Origin of the sequence: Gemella sanguinis ATCC 700632 (assembly GCF_000701685.1) — a bacterium.
GTDB classification, from domain to species: domain Bacteria; phylum Bacillota; class Bacilli; order Staphylococcales; family Gemellaceae; genus Gemella; species Gemella sanguinis.
Genome location: NZ_JNJO01000001.1, coordinates 67,158 through 83,620, shown reverse-complemented (window position 1 = coordinate 83,620; position 16,463 = coordinate 67,158). Strand labels below are relative to the sequence as shown.

Below are 16,463 nucleotides of genomic sequence, written 5' to 3'. Positions count from 1 at the left end.
GTTCCTCCCTATCTACAATCTATTTGCAAATTTTATTTCATTAATATATTCTAGTTTATCAAATTTATTTAACGTTTCTTTATCAAGTTCGTCTAAAGCTTCAACAACTGCTAAGTTTGCTCCTTCTAAAATAGAACTTGAATAATTAACACTTACTTTTTTCTCACCGAAAATTTCATCAATATTTTTTGATAAATCTTCTTTATTTTTTTCATTGAAATTATAAAAAATAAAATAACTAGGGAAATCTCCGGAAATATTTACATCGAATCCTAATAATTCAAATATTACCATTTTCCCACCACCTATTGATTTTCCTACTAAATCAAGACTATGGCGACCAGTTTCCACCTCAATCATTGCAGTGTTAGGATGAATATGTTCTATTTCACTTTCAATAAATTCAAAATCTATTCCTTTTTCTTTAGCATCTTCCATACTAGTTCTAATTCTCTTATCAGAAGTATCATAACCTAGTAATCCCCCAATAAGTGCAATATCTGTTCCGTGTCCCTTATACGTTTCTTTAAATGATCCATATAAGGTAATCTTTATCTTTTCGGGTTCCATACCAAAGATATGTCTTGTAAATAACCCTATTCTAACAGCTCCAGCCGTATGAGAACTAGAAGGACCAACCATTACTGGTCCTATAATATCAAAAACACTTCTATATTTCATAATTATACCTCCAATATTGTTGGTAATATCACAGGTTTTCTGCCTATTTCATTTTCCAGAAATTCACCTAAAGATTCCACAATACATTGTCTCATGTGATAAACTCCAGTGTTTTCCTCTTTTAGAGCATCTAAAACTGCTGTTTTTATAATTGCTTTACATTCAGCAAATAGTTCCATTGATTCGTTTATATTTACGAATCCACGGCTAATAACATCAGGATTATTTAACAACTTTCTATTAGCAAAATCAATAGCTACAGAAACTACTACAACACCTTCTTCAGAAAGTTCTTTTCTATCTTTAATTACTACACTTCCAATATCACCGATACCTAAACCATCTACATAGACGTCTGAAGCATCGAATTTACCTGCTATTCTTGCACTATCACTAGTTAAAGCTAGAACGTCACCGTTTTCCATAATAAATGAATTTTCTAATGGAATATCACACTCTGCCGCAGTTTGTGCATGAATAACTTGCATTCTATACTCACCGTGAATTGGCATAAAGTATTTAGGTTTTATTAATCTAAACATTAATTTTTGTTCTTCTTTAGAACCGTGACCTGAAGTATGCACATTATTTACACTTGATGTAATAACATTTGCACCAAGTTTTGATAATAAATCTATATTTTTATTAATAGATAATGTATTACCTGGTATTGCAGAACTTGCGAAGATTACTGTATCAGTTGGCATTATAGTTATTTTTTTGTGTGTACCATTTGCTATTCTACTAAGAGCAGCTAGTTCTTCACCTTGTGTCCCTGTACATAAAATAAGTAATTTATTTGGATCTACTTGATTCAAGTATTTACTATTAACAAAAGTGTCTTTTGGAGCTTTAATATATCCAAGCTCAGTTCCTATTTTAATAGCTTTTTCCATTGAACGACCAAATACAACTATTTTTCTTCCATGTTCGATACAAGCTTCAACAACTTGTTTAACACGATAAACGTTAGATGCGAATGTAGCAAATATTACTCTGTGTTTTTCTTTACGAAGAATATTTGAAATAGTTTTACCTACTTCTTTTTCACTTTGAGTAAACTCTGATCTTTCTGAGTTTGTTGAGTCAGAAAGAAGACATAATACTCCTTTATCTCCTATAGCAGCCATCTTATGTAAGTTTGTACCTTGTCCAACTGGAGTAAAGTCAAATTTAAAATCTCCTGTATGAACAATATTACCTTGTGGAGTACCAACTATTACACCATATGAATCTGGTATAGAGTGCGTTGTATTATGGAATGATACTTTAAGATATTTATATTCTAAAACAGTATCTTCATCAATAACGTTTAATTCTGCTCTTCCTAATAAGTTATGCTCTTCTAATTTTGATCTAATCAAACCAATAGCCAGAGGACCACCATAAATTGGAAGACTAACTTTTCTTAATAAGAATGGTAACCCTCCAATGTGATCTTCGTGACCGTGTGTTATTATCAACGCTTTTATCTTATCTATATTTTTCTCAATATATGAATAATCAGGAATAACATAGTCGATTCCTAATATATTATCACCTGGGAATTTAACCCCTGCATCGATAATAACTATTTCATCCCTATATTGAATTGCATAGGTATTTTTACCGATTTCACCAAGTCCACCGATAGCAGCAACACCTACTTCATTTTTTTTAATGATCTTATCCATTAACTTTCTCCACTTTAAAGTCCTCAGATTGTTTTTCAAATTCTAAGTACGCTTCACTTAACTCTTGAACAAGTTCAACATTGTAGTTTCTATCATCTAGATATTTTCTAACTGCTGGAACTCCATCTGCTTCAACATACACTACTTGTGTATTCTCCCTTACTGGAATTTCTTTTGCATTTTCTTGATAAAATACTTTAAATACTGGCATTAGTTATCTCCTATCATTTTTTTTAATATATTTAATGTGTAATCAATTTCTTCTTTTGTTGTATTAATGTTAATGAAAGAAAATTGAATAATATTTCTTTCTACTAAGTATGAACTCTTATAGTGAATAAATATATTATTTATAGCTAAAGATGCTCCTACATTAAGTGAGGAAATATTCTCTGGAAGTTCAACTGTTATTATTACAGGAGAAACTTCTTTTTCCTTAATTTTCATTATAGGTAAATTAAGAGCTTTTAGCCCCTCTTTCATATATGTATATTTACCATAAATATTTTCGTATCTTTCATCTGTTTTAAAAGCATCTAACGCAGTGTTTAGAGCTTCCATTAAAATAGATGGTTGAGTAAAAGGTATTGATGTCATTTTGTTAGCATAATGTAAATCAAGATATAGAGGTGTATGTTCTAATGAAACTAGTTCACAATTAGAACCGACTATAGCTAATCCTGCTACAGAGCAAAATGCTTTACCTGATGAACAAGCGACATAGTCAACATTTCTATAACTATATTTAACTGCACCAACTGATGATACGGCATCAACAGCTAATACTAAACCTTTACTTTTAACAATTTTAGTAATTGAATCTAAATCGTTTAAAATCCCAACACTTGTTTCATTATGAACTAAATAAACAAAATCATAATTTCCTTCAGATAATTTTTTATCTAATAGCTCTAAATCAAAACTTTCCCCAAAGCCAACTTGATAATTATCAACATTCAAGTTGTGTCTTTTTGTTTCTCTTACCAACCTATTTCCAAACTCACCATTTGAAAGAACTAACCCATTGTTAAGCCCTCTTCCTTTTAGTTGAGCCATTATTGCCTCATTTGCTAATGTAGCTGAACCATGTAATATTGTAGCAGTTTTAACATCAAGGATTCTTTCTAATTTTGATAATGTATTTTTAGTTAAACTAACAAATTCATTACTTCTATGTGAGTAAAGCTGTTTAGTTAATTTTTCTTTAACATCATCTGCTAAATCTACCGGTCCAGGTAAGAAGTTAATTCTTTTTGCACGCGCTAATCTATTAAGAACCTTATTATCAGAATTCAAGTCAAGATACATCGGAATGTATTCAGCATCTTTTGTGCCTACATTTTCATGGAATCTAGTAAAACCAATATGTTTATATAATTTTTCTTGACGAGTAGTTCCTGAAATAAAGGCTATATCATATGCATTTTGAATAATATAGTTAAATGTTCTTTGAATTAATTCCGTAAAAACTTTAGTTTGTCTATATTTATGTTTAATAGACAATAATCTAATCTCAATCGGCTTTTTATAACTACCTTTATAGTATTTGTCAATATCATTAAGTTTTAAATCTAATGAAAATGGTCGTTCATCTGATAAAGCCATCATTCCGACCACTTCACCTTCTTTTTTAGCTATTATATAAATATTTTTATCGTGAAATTTGTCTTTTAATTTTTTAGTTTCATTTTTTTCGTGCTGAGGAATTTCGTCAACAAATGTTTCATAATTCAATTTGAAAATTTGTTCATATTCTTCTGCTGTATTTGCTATTTTATAAATCATAATATTTCCTCATAACTAATTTTAATTATATTTTCTCTACCCTATATCTTACCATAATTACATATTTTTTTCAATTACACGCGCTAGAAATCTTATGAAATAAAAAAAAGTAACTAATTTTTCTTTTATTTTCTAGTTTCAAGTACCTAGAAATATAATATCACTAGTTATATTTACCCAAAGTATCGAATAATATTTTTTTATATAGATTATATAAAAATAAGAGACTTAGTTATCCTAAGTCTCTTATAAGTTATGTAAATATTAAAGTACTCGTTGATTTTTTAATGCAGTTAAGAAGTCTGTTAATTCATAAATTGCTTTAGCTTCAATTATTTTTTTAAGTTTAGCAGCTTTGAATCCTTTAGCTTTCTTACCACCCATTACATTAGCGATACCGTCTTTTGATCCTAGAGAACAAACTACACCACGGTTAACATATTTGAAGTCTCCACTTTCTTTTCCACTAATTCTAGCTCCTACATAAGCACCCATTTGGTTTGCGATTTGAGCTGTTGTTGGATATGGTCTTTCTTGTCCTGTTTCGATAAACGCTGCACAGTCTCCAACGATATAAATATCATCGTGACCTGGTACAGTTAATTGTTGTGTTGTAACTAGACGACCACGTTTTGATAATTCTGGGAAAGTTTCATCCATAAGTTTGTTACCACGTACCCCTGCAGTCCATACTAAAGTACTAGCTCTTAATTCTTTTCTTTCTCCATCTACTTCGATAGTGAAGCTATCTTTAGTTGCACCTTTAATACCGGCACCTAAGATAATTTCAATTCCATTATCTTCCAAGTATTTTCTTGCATAATCACTATACTCTTTATCAAACATTGGTAATAATGTTGGAGCTGCATCTAATCCATAGATTTTAACTAATTTTTCATCAATTCCATATTTATTACATAATTCTTTTTTACGGTGTACTAATTCACCAAGAAATTCCATACCGGCTAATCCTGTTCCACCTACGATAACAGAAATATCTTTAACATCTTTTTCTTCGATAGTTGCATATTTTCTGAAGTTATCTTCTAAAGTAGTAGCAATTTTTTCAGCTGCTAATACGTCAGCGATTGGTAATGCATTTTCAGCCATTCCTTCAATTCCAAATGTTTCAGGTTGGAATCCTAAACCAATTACTAATACATCATAATCAAGTTCATGTTTTTTAGTTAATACTAATTTTTTCTCAGTATCAATTTTAATTACTTCATCTTGAACAAATTCTACCCCAGGTACTACTACATCTTTAATATCAATACAGATATCTTTTGCAGGAATATTACCTGCTGATACTTCATGTAAGTTTACTGTATCATAGTGATAAGAATTTTTATTAACTAATGTTACTTTAACCTCTCCTGCTTTTACTGCCTTTTTAAGACCTTTTAATGTTGTTAGTCCAGCATAACCTGCACCTAAAATTACTACATTTTTCATCGTAATCATTCTCCTTTATTTGTTATTTTTAAATAATGAAATTATCTACAACAGCAACCGCCACCACAGCAGCCACCATCTTCTTCATCATACATTTCTATCATATTTGGGTTATGTAGCGTAAATTCACTACCAAATTCATCTTGTACATAGTCTATTTCAAGACCTTTTAATAAAAGTTCATCTTCTTCGTTTACAAGAACTTTAAGGTCACCAAAGTTATATACTTTGTCACCTTCTTCTAATTCATCTTTAATATCAATAGCATAATGCATTTCTGTTCCCTCTAATGCAATAGATATTTTTAAATAACTATCCTTTTTATCAGCATCAAAAAGCATTTCTTGGAATTTTCCAACAGCTACATCTGTAATTAAGATTAGTTGTTCATTTGTATTTGCCATAAAATATTTCCCTCGTTTATATATTTATTTTCTTATTTTATTATAACTGTTTTTCTTTTAAATTAATAGTAGAATGCTTACATTTTAATAAATTATTTATAAACTTTTTGTGAAAGTTGATTTTTAAGAAATTTACAGGTATAATATCTATAGCGAGGTGTGGAAATTTTGAGTAAAGAATATTATGAGACAATTTCGAAAATTAAGATAGAACTAGAAAAAATTAGACCTAAGTTAATTATGGATGGCGGGGATATAGAATTTGTAAATTTCAAAGATGGAATTTTAAAATTAAGATTTAAAGGGGAATGTGCGCATTGTGAATTATCGCATATTACTATGAAGTTCGCTATTGAAAAAAATATATTAGAAAAAATTCCTGAAGTGAAAAAAGTAACTGAAGTTAAGATGAGTGTAATTTAGTTTACACTCATCTTTTTTATAAAGTTAAAGTTAAATTTAATTTTTACTTTTATAAAAAAAATATATATAAACTAATATTTCAGATAAAAAATATCTCTTATTATTTAGATAATACAAAATTATTTAAAACAAAAAAAGAGTAGAAATAAATTTCTACTCCTTATGACGTCCCAGAAGGGATTCGAACCCCTGACCGACGGCTTAGAAGGCCGTTGCTCTATCCTGCTGAGCTACTGAGACATTATATAAATGCTACTTGCAAAGTACTTTACTAGTATAACAATATTTTATTAGTATGTCAATACCTTTTCTAAAAAAAATTAGGAGTGGATACTAAACCACACGAATGGTTTTATTTCCACTCCTATAAAGCTAAATTATCTTCTTAATCCTAGAGCTTTAATTAATTCACGGTATCTTTGGATATCTTTTTTAATTAAATAGTCTAGTAAGTGACGACGACGGAAAACTTTTTTAAGTAATCCACGACGACCTGCGTGATCTTTTTTGTGAGTGTTTAAGTGCTCAGTTAAAGCATCGATTTCTGCAGTTAATACTGCGATTTGTACTTCTGGAGAACCAGTATCTGATTCATGAGTACGGAATTTAGCGATAATTTCTTGTTTTCTTTCTTGACTAATTGCTGCCATTGTAATTTCCTCCATATAATTTTATTTTGTGACCTTAATCCTAGTGAAGAATCTGGAGTGTTTCTATACCACGAATAAGGAACATTAGTTATTTTACACTATTTTTAAGAATAATTCAAGGAAAACAGAGCTAATATTATATTTTTTCCTAAAAATTATATATCTTTCTCTTCACATTTCTTTTTATCTTTTTGTAATTGCTCTTTTAAGTGATTAAAACTCTCAAATTTTTGCTCTTTTCGTAAAAACTCATAGAAAAACACTTCTATCTTTTCATCATAAATATCTTCATCGAAGTCTAGAATATGTGTTTCTATAAACTTCTTATCTTTCCCATCTGATACTGTAGGATTGTACCCAATATTAGTGATTGATTTATATACTTTCCCTTTCACTTTTGTTTTAGTTATATAAACTCCGTTTATATCAGGCAATAAATATTTTTCATCTAATTTTAAATTAGCAGTCGGAAAATTAATAGTTCTTCCTAATTGTCTTCCTTTTACTACTATACCAGTGATTGAATAATGTCTGTTTGAAAGATTATAATATTCTGTGAAGTTCCCTTCTTGAACTGCTTTTTTTAAAGCAGTTGTTGAAATTTTACCATCATTTAACTCTTTTTTTTCAAGAATATCAACTTCTATTCCACTATCTTTTATCAATTGTGGTGTCCCTATTCCTTTATTACCAAATCTGTAGTCATAACCACAGAATACCATTTCTACATTTAATTTTTTTAAGATCTCATTAATAAAATCTTCTGCAGATAATGTTTGTAATTTTTCATTAAACTCTAAATAATAAACTTCATCTACACCTAACTCTTCTAATAACTCGGATTTTTTATTTATTGGTGTTATTGCTTCTTCTGTTGTTTTTCCAAAGTACTCTTTTGGACTTTTATCGAATGTAATAACTATCGATAAAGCATCATTCTGCGATTTATCGATTGCACCTTTAATTATTTCTTGATGCGCTGTATGTAAGCCATCAAAAAATCCTAAGGCAGCTATTCTTCTCTTGCTATCTTTTTCTATTTCATTTATTTTAGAAATATTAAAAATTCTCATCGTTTTCTCTTACCTACTACTCTAATATTTTAGGAAATGTTGTTTTTACTGACAATAATTCATCATCCTTATCTTTTAAATAATAAATTGCTATTGCTTCATTATTATATGTAAAAACTATTCCATTCGAAAAATCATAATCTGGAAATTGATTTCTTCTAAACCTTAATCCATTCATAACCTGCTTTGCTCTAAATAATGGAACCTCCACAAATTGATATTCTTCTAATGCATATTCTTTCTTTAGTATTTTATTTTCTAAAGCATTTTCTTCAAGGCATTTTTCTACATCAGCTAGCTTCAAGCAATGATCTATTGTTATTTTACCACTACTTGTTCGTGTTAGCTTACTCATAGTACTTGGAATATTTAGCTTCTCTCCTATACTAGTTGCTATCGTTCTAACATAAGTACCTTTACCACAGTTTATATCTATTGTGAAATAGAATTTACCATCCTTGTAATACTCACTATTATCTATAAACTCTATATTATAAATATTAACTTTCCTCGAAGGTATTTCTACATCAAACTGTCCGCGTCGTGCATATTCATATAGTTTTCTACCATTTACTTTAACAGCTGAATAAATTGGTGGGGTTTGCTCTATTTCACCGACCATAGTTTTTAAAATACCTTTTATCTCAGATATATCAATACCTTCTACTGTTCTTTCTTCAAGGATTTCTCCTGTTAAATCTTCTGTTGTTGTCTTTATTCCTAAACACACTTCTGCTCGATAACTTTTGCCTAAATCCATGGCATAATCACTTACCTTAGTTGCTCCACCTAAAAGAAGTAACAATACTCCATCGACCTCGGGATCAAGTGTTCCCGAATGACCAATTTTTTTCATTTTAAGTATCTTTCTTGCTTTAAAAACAACATCATGACTAGTCATACCTCGTTCTTTATATATTGGCAAAATCCCATCAAACATTATTTAGTTTCCTCTTTTCTTAAGCAATCAGGGCATAGTCCATATACTTCAAACTTATGTCCATCTATTCTATACCCTTTAAGCTCTTCTATTTCTAAATTACCACATACATTAACATGGATAATTTTTGCTTTTCCACACTTCAAACAAATATGATGATGGTGGTGATGATCAGTTTCCAAACACCCTATTTTGAAATATTTTTCTCCCTTAATCTCTGTTGTCTCTAAAATACCTAACTCTTCATAGGTACTTAGATTTCTATAGATTGTATCAAAACTTAATCCTGGATAAACTTTATTAAGTGTTTCTGATACATATCTAGCATTTATATATCTATCTTCAGTCACTAGTAGTTCTACCATCGATTTTCTTTTATCGGTATATTTATAACCTTTTTCTTTTAAAAGTTTCATTATTTTATCAACTTTTTCTTCTACTAATTTCATAAGCAGCCTCCTAGATTATTAGTTTTTAAAATCTACAAATTCCTCTTTTCTTAGCATAGCTATTTCATCTTTGTATGGAGCTATATCTTTTTTCTCACCATACCAAGGTGTTTCTAAAATTTTAGGTAAATCAGCAAATTCTTTAAGATGTACTATACGGTTAATCGCATCAAAGCCAATTCCACCATAACCAATATTTTCATGGCGATCTTTATGAGCACCTAGAGTATTTTTACTATCGTTAATATGTAAAACTTGAATTCTATCTAAACCAACTATTTTGTCAAATTCTGTTAATACTCCGTCTAAATCATTTACGATGTCATATCCACCTTCAAATACGTGACAAGTATCAAATGTAACAGTTAATTTCTCATTTAGATTTACACCATCTATAATTTTTGCTATTTCATCAAAAGTTCTACCACATTCACTACCTTTTCCTGCCATAACTTCAAGAGCTATATTAGGTTTCATATCTTTTGTTAGTACTTCATTTAAACCTTTAACTATACTAGCTATACCAACATCTGCTCCCGCTTTAACATGTGAACCTGGGTGAAGCACTATATTTTTTGCTCCAATTTTTTCTGTTCTTTCTATTTCTAAACGTAAGAAATCTACAGCTAGTTGATAAATCTCTGGTTTAATAGTGTTAGCTAAATTAATAATATATGGAGCATGAACTACTATATCACTTATATTGTTTTCAGCCATAAGCTTATGAGCCTCATCTATTCTCAATTCTTCGATTAGCTTTCTACGAGTATTTTGAGGTGCTCCAGTATAAATCATAAATGTATCACTATTATAGCTAGCCGCTTCTTTTACAGATCCTAGCATCATCTCTTTCCCTGACATTGATACATGAGAACCAATTTTTAAATTTTTCATTACTTACCTCTATTTGCTCTATTAGTTCGCTTAGCAAATTTTCTTCTTTCTTTTTGTTTAAGTTTATCCATTTTATATTTATATTTTTTCTTATATCCTGGTTTAACTTTTTTAGACACTCTAACTTTAGATTTTAATTTTTCAGTTAAGTTGTGATCAGCTACAACTTTCTTTCTACTTTGACGTTTATTTCTATCTTTTACTTCAATAAACTCTCCGTTACGAATATCTTTGTGATTAAATTCTATACCGCGACTTTCAAGTGCTTGTAGTTTTTCTTCATCTTTATTATTGTATATAGTAATACAGTCCCCACTTAACCCGGCACGACCAGTTCTTCCAGCACGGTGAACAAAGAAATCTAGATCATTAGGTATATTGAAGTTAATAACATGACTAACACCTTCAATATCAATACCTCGACTCATTAAATCACTAGCAACAACATAAGTAAAATCTAAATTATTAATTCTACGTTGCATTTGTTTTCTTTCACGTGGAGTTAAATCACCATGAAGCACTCCTACATTTAGTCCTTGAGAAATTAAATATCTACTAATCTCCTCAACTTCTGTTTTTTTGTTAGCAAATATAAGTGCTAAATATGGATTAATAACTGTAGTTATCTCATATAATTTTTCTAGTCTTGTAGAACTTTTTTCTGGAATTAATATATATTCTATTTTCCCAAATTTTGCATTGTCAATTTCTATATATTGTGCATTTTTTAAATATTTTTTTAAGAAATGACTCATTTGAGTAGGGATTGTTGCCGAGAATACTAAGAACTGACAATTCTCTGCAGCTCTTTTTGAAATCTTATCTACATCTTCCATAAATCCAAGATCAATCATCATATCACATTCATCAATTACTAAAGATTCTACTTCTTTTATTGATAAGGCACTAGCTCTATCTAATTCAAGAACACGTGTTGGTGTTCCAATGATTAAATGTGGTGCATTTGATACTCTTTCAATATCACGATTTAAGTCTTGTCCACCAATACATAGCGTTATTTTTATATCTTCTTCGCTAAATTCAGCTATTTGTAGAGCCATATCATAAAGTTGACGAGATAATTCTCTAGTCGGCGCTAATATAATGCTTTGAGTTTTCTTTTTACTTAAATCTAATTTACTAAATATTGGTAATAAGAAAGAATGACTTTTCCCACTTCCTGTCTGTGATTTAGCTACAATATTCTTACCTTTTAAAACAGGAGAAAATACTCTCTCTTGAATTTTTGTAGGATTAGAGAATCCTAAGTCTACTATTGCATTATTTACAAATTCATTAAATTTATATTGTTCAAATGACTTTGGTAACATTAATAATCTCCTTTAAATTATTTTTACACTTTTTTTAATAACTTTCTATTAAAAATTTCTATTATCTACAAATCAATGACATGGTCAAAAATTCTTATTTCATGTCATAATAAACCATTCTCTATTATACTATAAATACCGTTATTTATCTATTAAAATTATTCTTGTATATGCTGCATAAAATATTATAAATACTTAGATTATATATATATAATTAATTGAATATAAAAAAAGTCTTTGATTCTATATTCAATTTGAATCAAAGACTTTTTTTATTTATAAATTTAACAAAGAAATTAACGAGCTAATCTAGGTTTTTTAAGCCATGGATATGAATCTTTACCATTGCTTCCTCCTCTATCAAAATTATTACTATTTTTATTTATTGTAGAAGTTCTATTACCATTAAATAAGTTACCAATAGATTTAGCTCCATTTGAGATGAAATTTGCAACAGCACTAAATGGTTTACTTGCTAGATTAAATGCTTTTGCTACTTCCTGTAAAGGAGTGTTATTCATACGTTTAAAACCTTCAGCAAAATAATAAGCTTTTTCTCTTTCTGCTGGTTTCATTTTAGATGCATATTTGTTTACTCCTGCTATGAATTCATTATTAACTTGTCTATTAAAATATCCTTTTTTCTCATAGCCAATATCATGTTGTCTACATAATCTATCTAGTATATCTACTGGTTTTGGACCTTTTTTAGTATCCCCAAAAAATGGTCCGCAGTAACATCCATGCAATTCATTAATCTTACTACCATTTCTATGTTGGTATACATATTTTAAAATAGACCAAGTTGACAACTTACTGATTTCTTGTTTTGTTTTATATTTTTTAGTAGCCACTTTTGGTGATAAGTTAGGTTTCTTTTTGGGATTTACAACTTTTCCTTTAGTTGCTAAATTATTATTTTTATAATTCTTTTTATTATTCTTTTTAGAATTTACGACTGTACCTTTTTTATTTTGATTTCGTTTCGATACCAAATTAGTTTTACTTGGGTTTTTTTTGTTATTTTTAGTCACTTTATTTGTTTTACTATTATTTCCTTTTTTAGAAGTTAATGACTGATTTTTATGATTTGTTGCTTTACCTTTAATATTTGCCTTATTATTTAAAGCATTTGATTTTTTATTATTATTTTTAGCTGAATTATTTTTAGCTGTATTTAATTTATTATTTTTATTGTTAACAGCTGTCTTTGCATTTGTACCTCTACCTTTAGTTGCTACATTACTAGGTTTTGAATTTCTATTACCTTTTGTATTTTTTCCTTTTGAATTAGATTTATTGCTTACAACAGCACCATGTCCTTTTGTATTTGAACTTCTTCCTGTAGTTGCATTATGCCCTTTTGAACTTGAATTTTTTCCAGTAGTTGCGCTATGCCCTTTTGAACTTGAATTTTTTCCTGCTGTTGCACTATGTCCTTTTGAACTTGTACTTTTTCCTACTGTTGCACTATGTCCTTTTGAGTGTGAGTTTTTCCCTGAGTTTGAACTATGTACACTTGAATGTGAACTTCTTCCAGAGCTTGCACTGTGTCCGCTTGAATGTGAACTTCTTCCTGAACTTGCACTGTGTCCACTTGAATGTGAACTTCTTCCAGAGCTTGCACTATGTCCACTTGAGTGTGAGCTCCTTCCTGAGTTTGCACTATGTCCGCTTGAATGTGAGCTTCTTCCCGAACTTGCACTATGTCCACTTGAATGTGAACTTCTTCCAGAGCTTGCACTATGTCCGCTTGAGTGTGAACTTCTTCCAGAGCTTGCACTATGTCCGCTTGAGTGCGATCCACTTCTAGCAAATGCTTGATTATGATTTTCTGTAATAGCTGCTGCACCACATAATATTGTTGTTAATGCAAATATTGTCATTCCTTTTTTCATACCAGAAATCTCCTTTAAGATAAATTAAAAATTAACCAAGTTAGTTAACTTTATATTACACTATATCAAAACAATATTCTTTTTTCAAGTATAAATTTAAAGGATTTCCTTGTTATTAATAACAATATTTTTATTAAATATACTATTGATATCTACATAATATATTTATATTTTTTAAATAAATATATATTTTAATCTTTAATTTTATTCTATATTAATTCTAAAGCTATTTACTGACAAATATCATTTAATATTTTTTTATAACACTTATGTTTTAACTCAGACTTCTTAATTTACATAATAATAATTATCTAAACAACAAAATAAAAAAACTTTTAAAATTTTTATAATTTTTGATTAACTAACTTGAAAAAATATTAATATAAATTATATTTATGATGCAAAATTAATCAAGGCATAATCATATTCTTAATCTTTCAGCTTAGCAACATTGATTACCATATCAATCTCACTAGCACTATTTTCTATTGCTTCTTTAGCTTCGAATACTTTTGATGTAGTAGTCATAGCTCTTAACGGAAAACCTTCTACAGCAGCTACTTTAAAATCAGATCTTTCTAATAAAATTATTCTTATCCATTAGCCAAAAGCACCTTTATTATCATAAATTTTAAAAAGCTTTGTTTCTATTTTTACTTAGAATCAAAGCTTTTTAAATTAATAAATATTAAGTTTTAAACATAGAGTACACTTCTTTTATTATAGTTATAAAATAATACCTTATAAACTAACGAGCTCTTCTTGGTTGATTTTGTAATAGAAATGGATTATTCCCACTTCCTCTGTCTCCTGCTCGTTCTATATTTCTATGCGGAACAGTTCCAAATGAAATAATTCTATTTGAATTAAAAAGACTTCCTATCGCCTTAACTCCTTTCGAAATTAAATTTACAGTTCCCTTAACTCCATCAGAAATTAAATTATACGCCATTCTTACTGGAGCGCTAATAACACTAGCTACTTTAGCTATTTCTTGTAAAGGAGTTTTATTCATACGTTTAAAACCTTCAGCGTAATAATAGGCTTTTTCTCTTTCTGCTGGTTTCATTTTAGAAGCATTTTTATTAACAAATTCAATAAATCTATTGTTTGCGTCTCTGTTAAAATATCCCTTTTGATCATAATCCTCGTCATGTATTTTGCAGCCTAAATCTAATAAATCTACAGGAGGAGGACCATTTTTTATATCCCCATGCCCTGGGCCACAATAATGTCCATGCAATTGAGTAATACCTTTACCTTCTCTATTTTTAATTATATCCTTTATTAATTGGCTGTTAGATAATTTACTAATTTCTTCTTTAGTTTTATATTTTTTAGTATCAACAACAGTCTCATTATTAGCTGTTAGTTTTGGATCTACCGCTTTTTCTTTATTAACTAAATTAACTTTTTCCGCGTTTTTATCAGTATTTTTTTTAGTAGATACAGCTTTAGAATTTAATGTTTTTGATATAAAAGCTTTGTCATGTTCTGCAACTATAGTATCTAAATTTGAAATTGCTATATTTTTAGAATTAGTTTGCTTTGTTGTTTTTTTTGTGAAAGCTTTGTTATGCCCTGCAACTATAGCATCTAAATGTGAATTTATTAGATTTTTAGAGGTAGTTGGTTTTGTTGATTTTTTTATAAAAGCTTTGTCATGTTCTGCAACTATAGCATCTAAATGTGAAATTGCTATATTTTTAGAGTTAGTTGGCTTTGTTGTTTTTTTTGTGAAAGCTTTGTTATGCCCTGCAACTAAAGTATCTAAATGAGAATTTGCTATATTTTTAGAGTTAGTTGGCTCGTTAGATTTTTTATTATAAGCTTTATTATGATTAGCAACTAGAGAAGTGGCACTATTTTTAGAATTAGCTACGTTTTTTGTGTTAACATTTTTCCCCTTTGTAGCTGCATTAGTAGTTTTTAAATTTGAATTTCTTCCTACTACTGTAGTATGTCCTTCTGTTGCACTATGTCCTTTTGAGTGTGAGTTTTTCCCTGAGTTTGCACTGTGTGCACTTGAATGTGAGTTTTTCCCTGAGTTTGCACTATGTCCACTTGAATGTGAACTTCTTCCTGAGCTTACACTATGTCCACTTGAGTGTGAGCTTCTTCCTGAACTTGCACTATGGCCACTTGAGTGTGAACTTCTTCCTGAACTTGCACTATGGCCACTTGAATGTGAACTTCTTCCTGAGCTTGCACTATGTGCACTTGAATGTGAACTTCTTCCCGAGCTTGCACTATGTCCACTTGAGTGTGAGCTTCTTCCCGAGCTTGCACTGTGTCCGCTTGAATGTGAGCTTCTTCCCGAACTTGCACTATGGCCACTTGAGTGCGATCCACTTCTAGCAAAAGCTTGATTATGATTTTCTGTAATAGCTGCTGCACCACATAATATTGTCGTTAATGCAAATATTGTCATTCCTTTTTTCATACCAGAATCCTCCTTTAATCCGATTTTATAACTATATATTAGTTAACTTTATATTTCACTATATCAGAATACTTTTCTTTTTTCAAGTAAAATTTTAGGATACTTTCTTGCGATATTTAATAATGTTCTTACTATATCTACTATAAATATCTAGATAATATATTTCTATTTTTAAAATAAATATATATTTTAACTTTTTCACATTTTTATTTTGAATTTATATTATTATACTAATATTTGTAAACATATTATTTTTAATATTCTTTTATAACACTTATATTTTAAATCTTACTTTTTTATTAATAATTAAATAAGTTTCTAAATAATAATTTAAAAATAATTTCTGTTTTTATTTAAACAAAAT

15 protein-coding genes and 1 tRNA gene are annotated in these 16,463 nt (G+C 29.2%); 1 reads left to right on the top strand and 15 read right to left on the bottom strand.

The genetic code is table 11. From position 1 onward, the window contains the following. Positions 1-12 precede the first annotated feature (12 nt). The 6 genes from sdaAB to T369_RS0100365 all read right to left on the bottom strand — a co-directional run bounded on the left by sdaAB (position 13) and on the right by T369_RS0100365 (position 5,998). The gene (gene sdaAB, locus T369_RS0100390) at positions 13-681 is read right to left on the bottom strand and encodes an L-serine ammonia-lyase, iron-sulfur-dependent subunit beta (RefSeq protein WP_006364379.1); all 669 of its coding nucleotides are present in this window, start codon (positions 679-681) and stop codon (positions 13-15) included. Positions 682-683: 2 nt separating this feature from the next. Next, positions 684-2,354 (bottom strand): ribonuclease J1, encoded by a 1,671-nt coding sequence (gene rnjA / locus T369_RS0100385; RefSeq protein WP_006364380.1) that lies wholly within the window; start codon positions 2,352-2,354, stop codon positions 684-686. Further along, positions 2,347-2,565 carry a DNA-dependent RNA polymerase subunit epsilon gene (locus T369_RS0100380; protein WP_006364381.1) on the bottom strand — a complete coding sequence of 73 codons (219 nt, stop codon included), beginning with the start codon at positions 2,563-2,565 and terminating at the stop codon, positions 2,347-2,349. Before T369_RS0100380 ends, rnjA begins: the two co-directional genes overlap by 8 nt. Continuing rightward, positions 2,565-4,139 (bottom strand): aminotransferase class V-fold PLP-dependent enzyme, encoded by a 1,575-nt coding sequence (locus tag T369_RS0100375; protein ID WP_031550202.1) that lies wholly within the window; start codon positions 4,137-4,139, stop codon positions 2,565-2,567. The genes T369_RS0100380 and T369_RS0100375 overlap by 1 nt, the downstream gene beginning before the upstream one ends. A 264-nt stretch (positions 4,140-4,403) precedes the next feature. Next, positions 4,404-5,594 carry an NAD(P)/FAD-dependent oxidoreductase gene (locus T369_RS0100370; RefSeq protein WP_031550199.1) on the bottom strand — a complete coding sequence of 397 codons (1,191 nt, stop codon included), beginning with the start codon at positions 5,592-5,594 and terminating at the stop codon, positions 4,404-4,406. Between the two features lie 41 nt (positions 5,595-5,635). Further along, positions 5,636-5,998: a HesB/IscA family protein gene (locus T369_RS0100365; RefSeq protein WP_006364384.1), complete on the bottom strand. Its 363-nt coding sequence runs from the start codon at positions 5,996-5,998 to the stop codon at positions 5,636-5,638. 168 nt (positions 5,999-6,166) lie between these two features. On the opposite strand from T369_RS0100365, the gene T369_RS0100360 reads away from it, so the two are divergent. Then, a complete protein-coding gene (locus T369_RS0100360) occupies positions 6,167-6,421 on the top strand; it encodes a NifU family protein (RefSeq protein ID WP_006364385.1) in 255 nt (84 codons plus the stop codon). A 166-nt stretch (positions 6,422-6,587) separates the two neighbouring features. Here the strand turns inward: T369_RS0100360 and T369_RS0100355 are convergent. From T369_RS0100355 to T369_RS0100310, 9 genes are all read right to left on the bottom strand, one after another. After that, positions 6,588-6,661 (bottom strand) — tRNA-Arg (locus tag T369_RS0100355). A 137-nt stretch (positions 6,662-6,798) separates the two neighbouring features. Continuing rightward, positions 6,799-7,071, bottom strand: coding sequence for a 30S ribosomal protein S15 (gene rpsO, locus T369_RS0100350; protein WP_003146386.1), 273 nt, complete (start codon positions 7,069-7,071; stop codon positions 6,799-6,801). Positions 7,072-7,226: 155 nt separating this feature from the next. Further along, positions 7,227-8,144 carry a bifunctional riboflavin kinase/FAD synthetase gene (locus tag T369_RS0100345; protein WP_051618944.1) on the bottom strand — a complete coding sequence of 306 codons (918 nt, stop codon included), beginning with the start codon at positions 8,142-8,144 and terminating at the stop codon, positions 7,227-7,229. A 16-nt stretch (positions 8,145-8,160) separates the two neighbouring features. Next, positions 8,161-9,084 carry a tRNA pseudouridine(55) synthase TruB gene (truB, locus tag T369_RS0100340; protein ID WP_031550193.1) on the bottom strand — a complete coding sequence of 308 codons (924 nt, stop codon included), beginning with the start codon at positions 9,082-9,084 and terminating at the stop codon, positions 8,161-8,163. Then, on the bottom strand, positions 9,084-9,533 hold the full coding sequence (locus tag T369_RS0100335) for a Fur family transcriptional regulator (protein WP_031550190.1): 450 nt from the start codon (positions 9,531-9,533) through the stop codon (positions 9,084-9,086). Before T369_RS0100335 ends, truB begins: the two co-directional genes overlap by 1 nt. A gap of 18 nt (positions 9,534-9,551) precedes the next feature. Continuing rightward, positions 9,552-10,427, bottom strand: a complete 876-nt coding sequence (locus tag T369_RS0100330) for a deoxyribonuclease IV (protein ID WP_031550188.1) — start codon at positions 10,425-10,427, stop codon at positions 9,552-9,554. After that, positions 10,427-11,758 carry a DEAD/DEAH box helicase gene (locus tag T369_RS0100325; protein WP_031550185.1) on the bottom strand — a complete coding sequence of 444 codons (1,332 nt, stop codon included), beginning with the start codon at positions 11,756-11,758 and terminating at the stop codon, positions 10,427-10,429. Before T369_RS0100325 ends, T369_RS0100330 begins: the two co-directional genes overlap by 1 nt. A 296-nt stretch (positions 11,759-12,054) precedes the next feature. Next, entirely contained in the window at positions 12,055-13,656 is a 1,602-nt protein-coding gene (locus tag T369_RS0100320; protein WP_031550183.1) for a phospholipase A2 family protein, read from the bottom strand. Positions 13,657-14,404: 748 nt separating this feature from the next. After that, positions 14,405-16,099 carry a phospholipase A2 family protein gene (locus tag T369_RS0100310; RefSeq protein ID WP_031550180.1) on the bottom strand — a complete coding sequence of 565 codons (1,695 nt, stop codon included), beginning with the start codon at positions 16,097-16,099 and terminating at the stop codon, positions 14,405-14,407. Between the last annotated feature and the right edge of the window lie 364 nt (positions 16,100-16,463).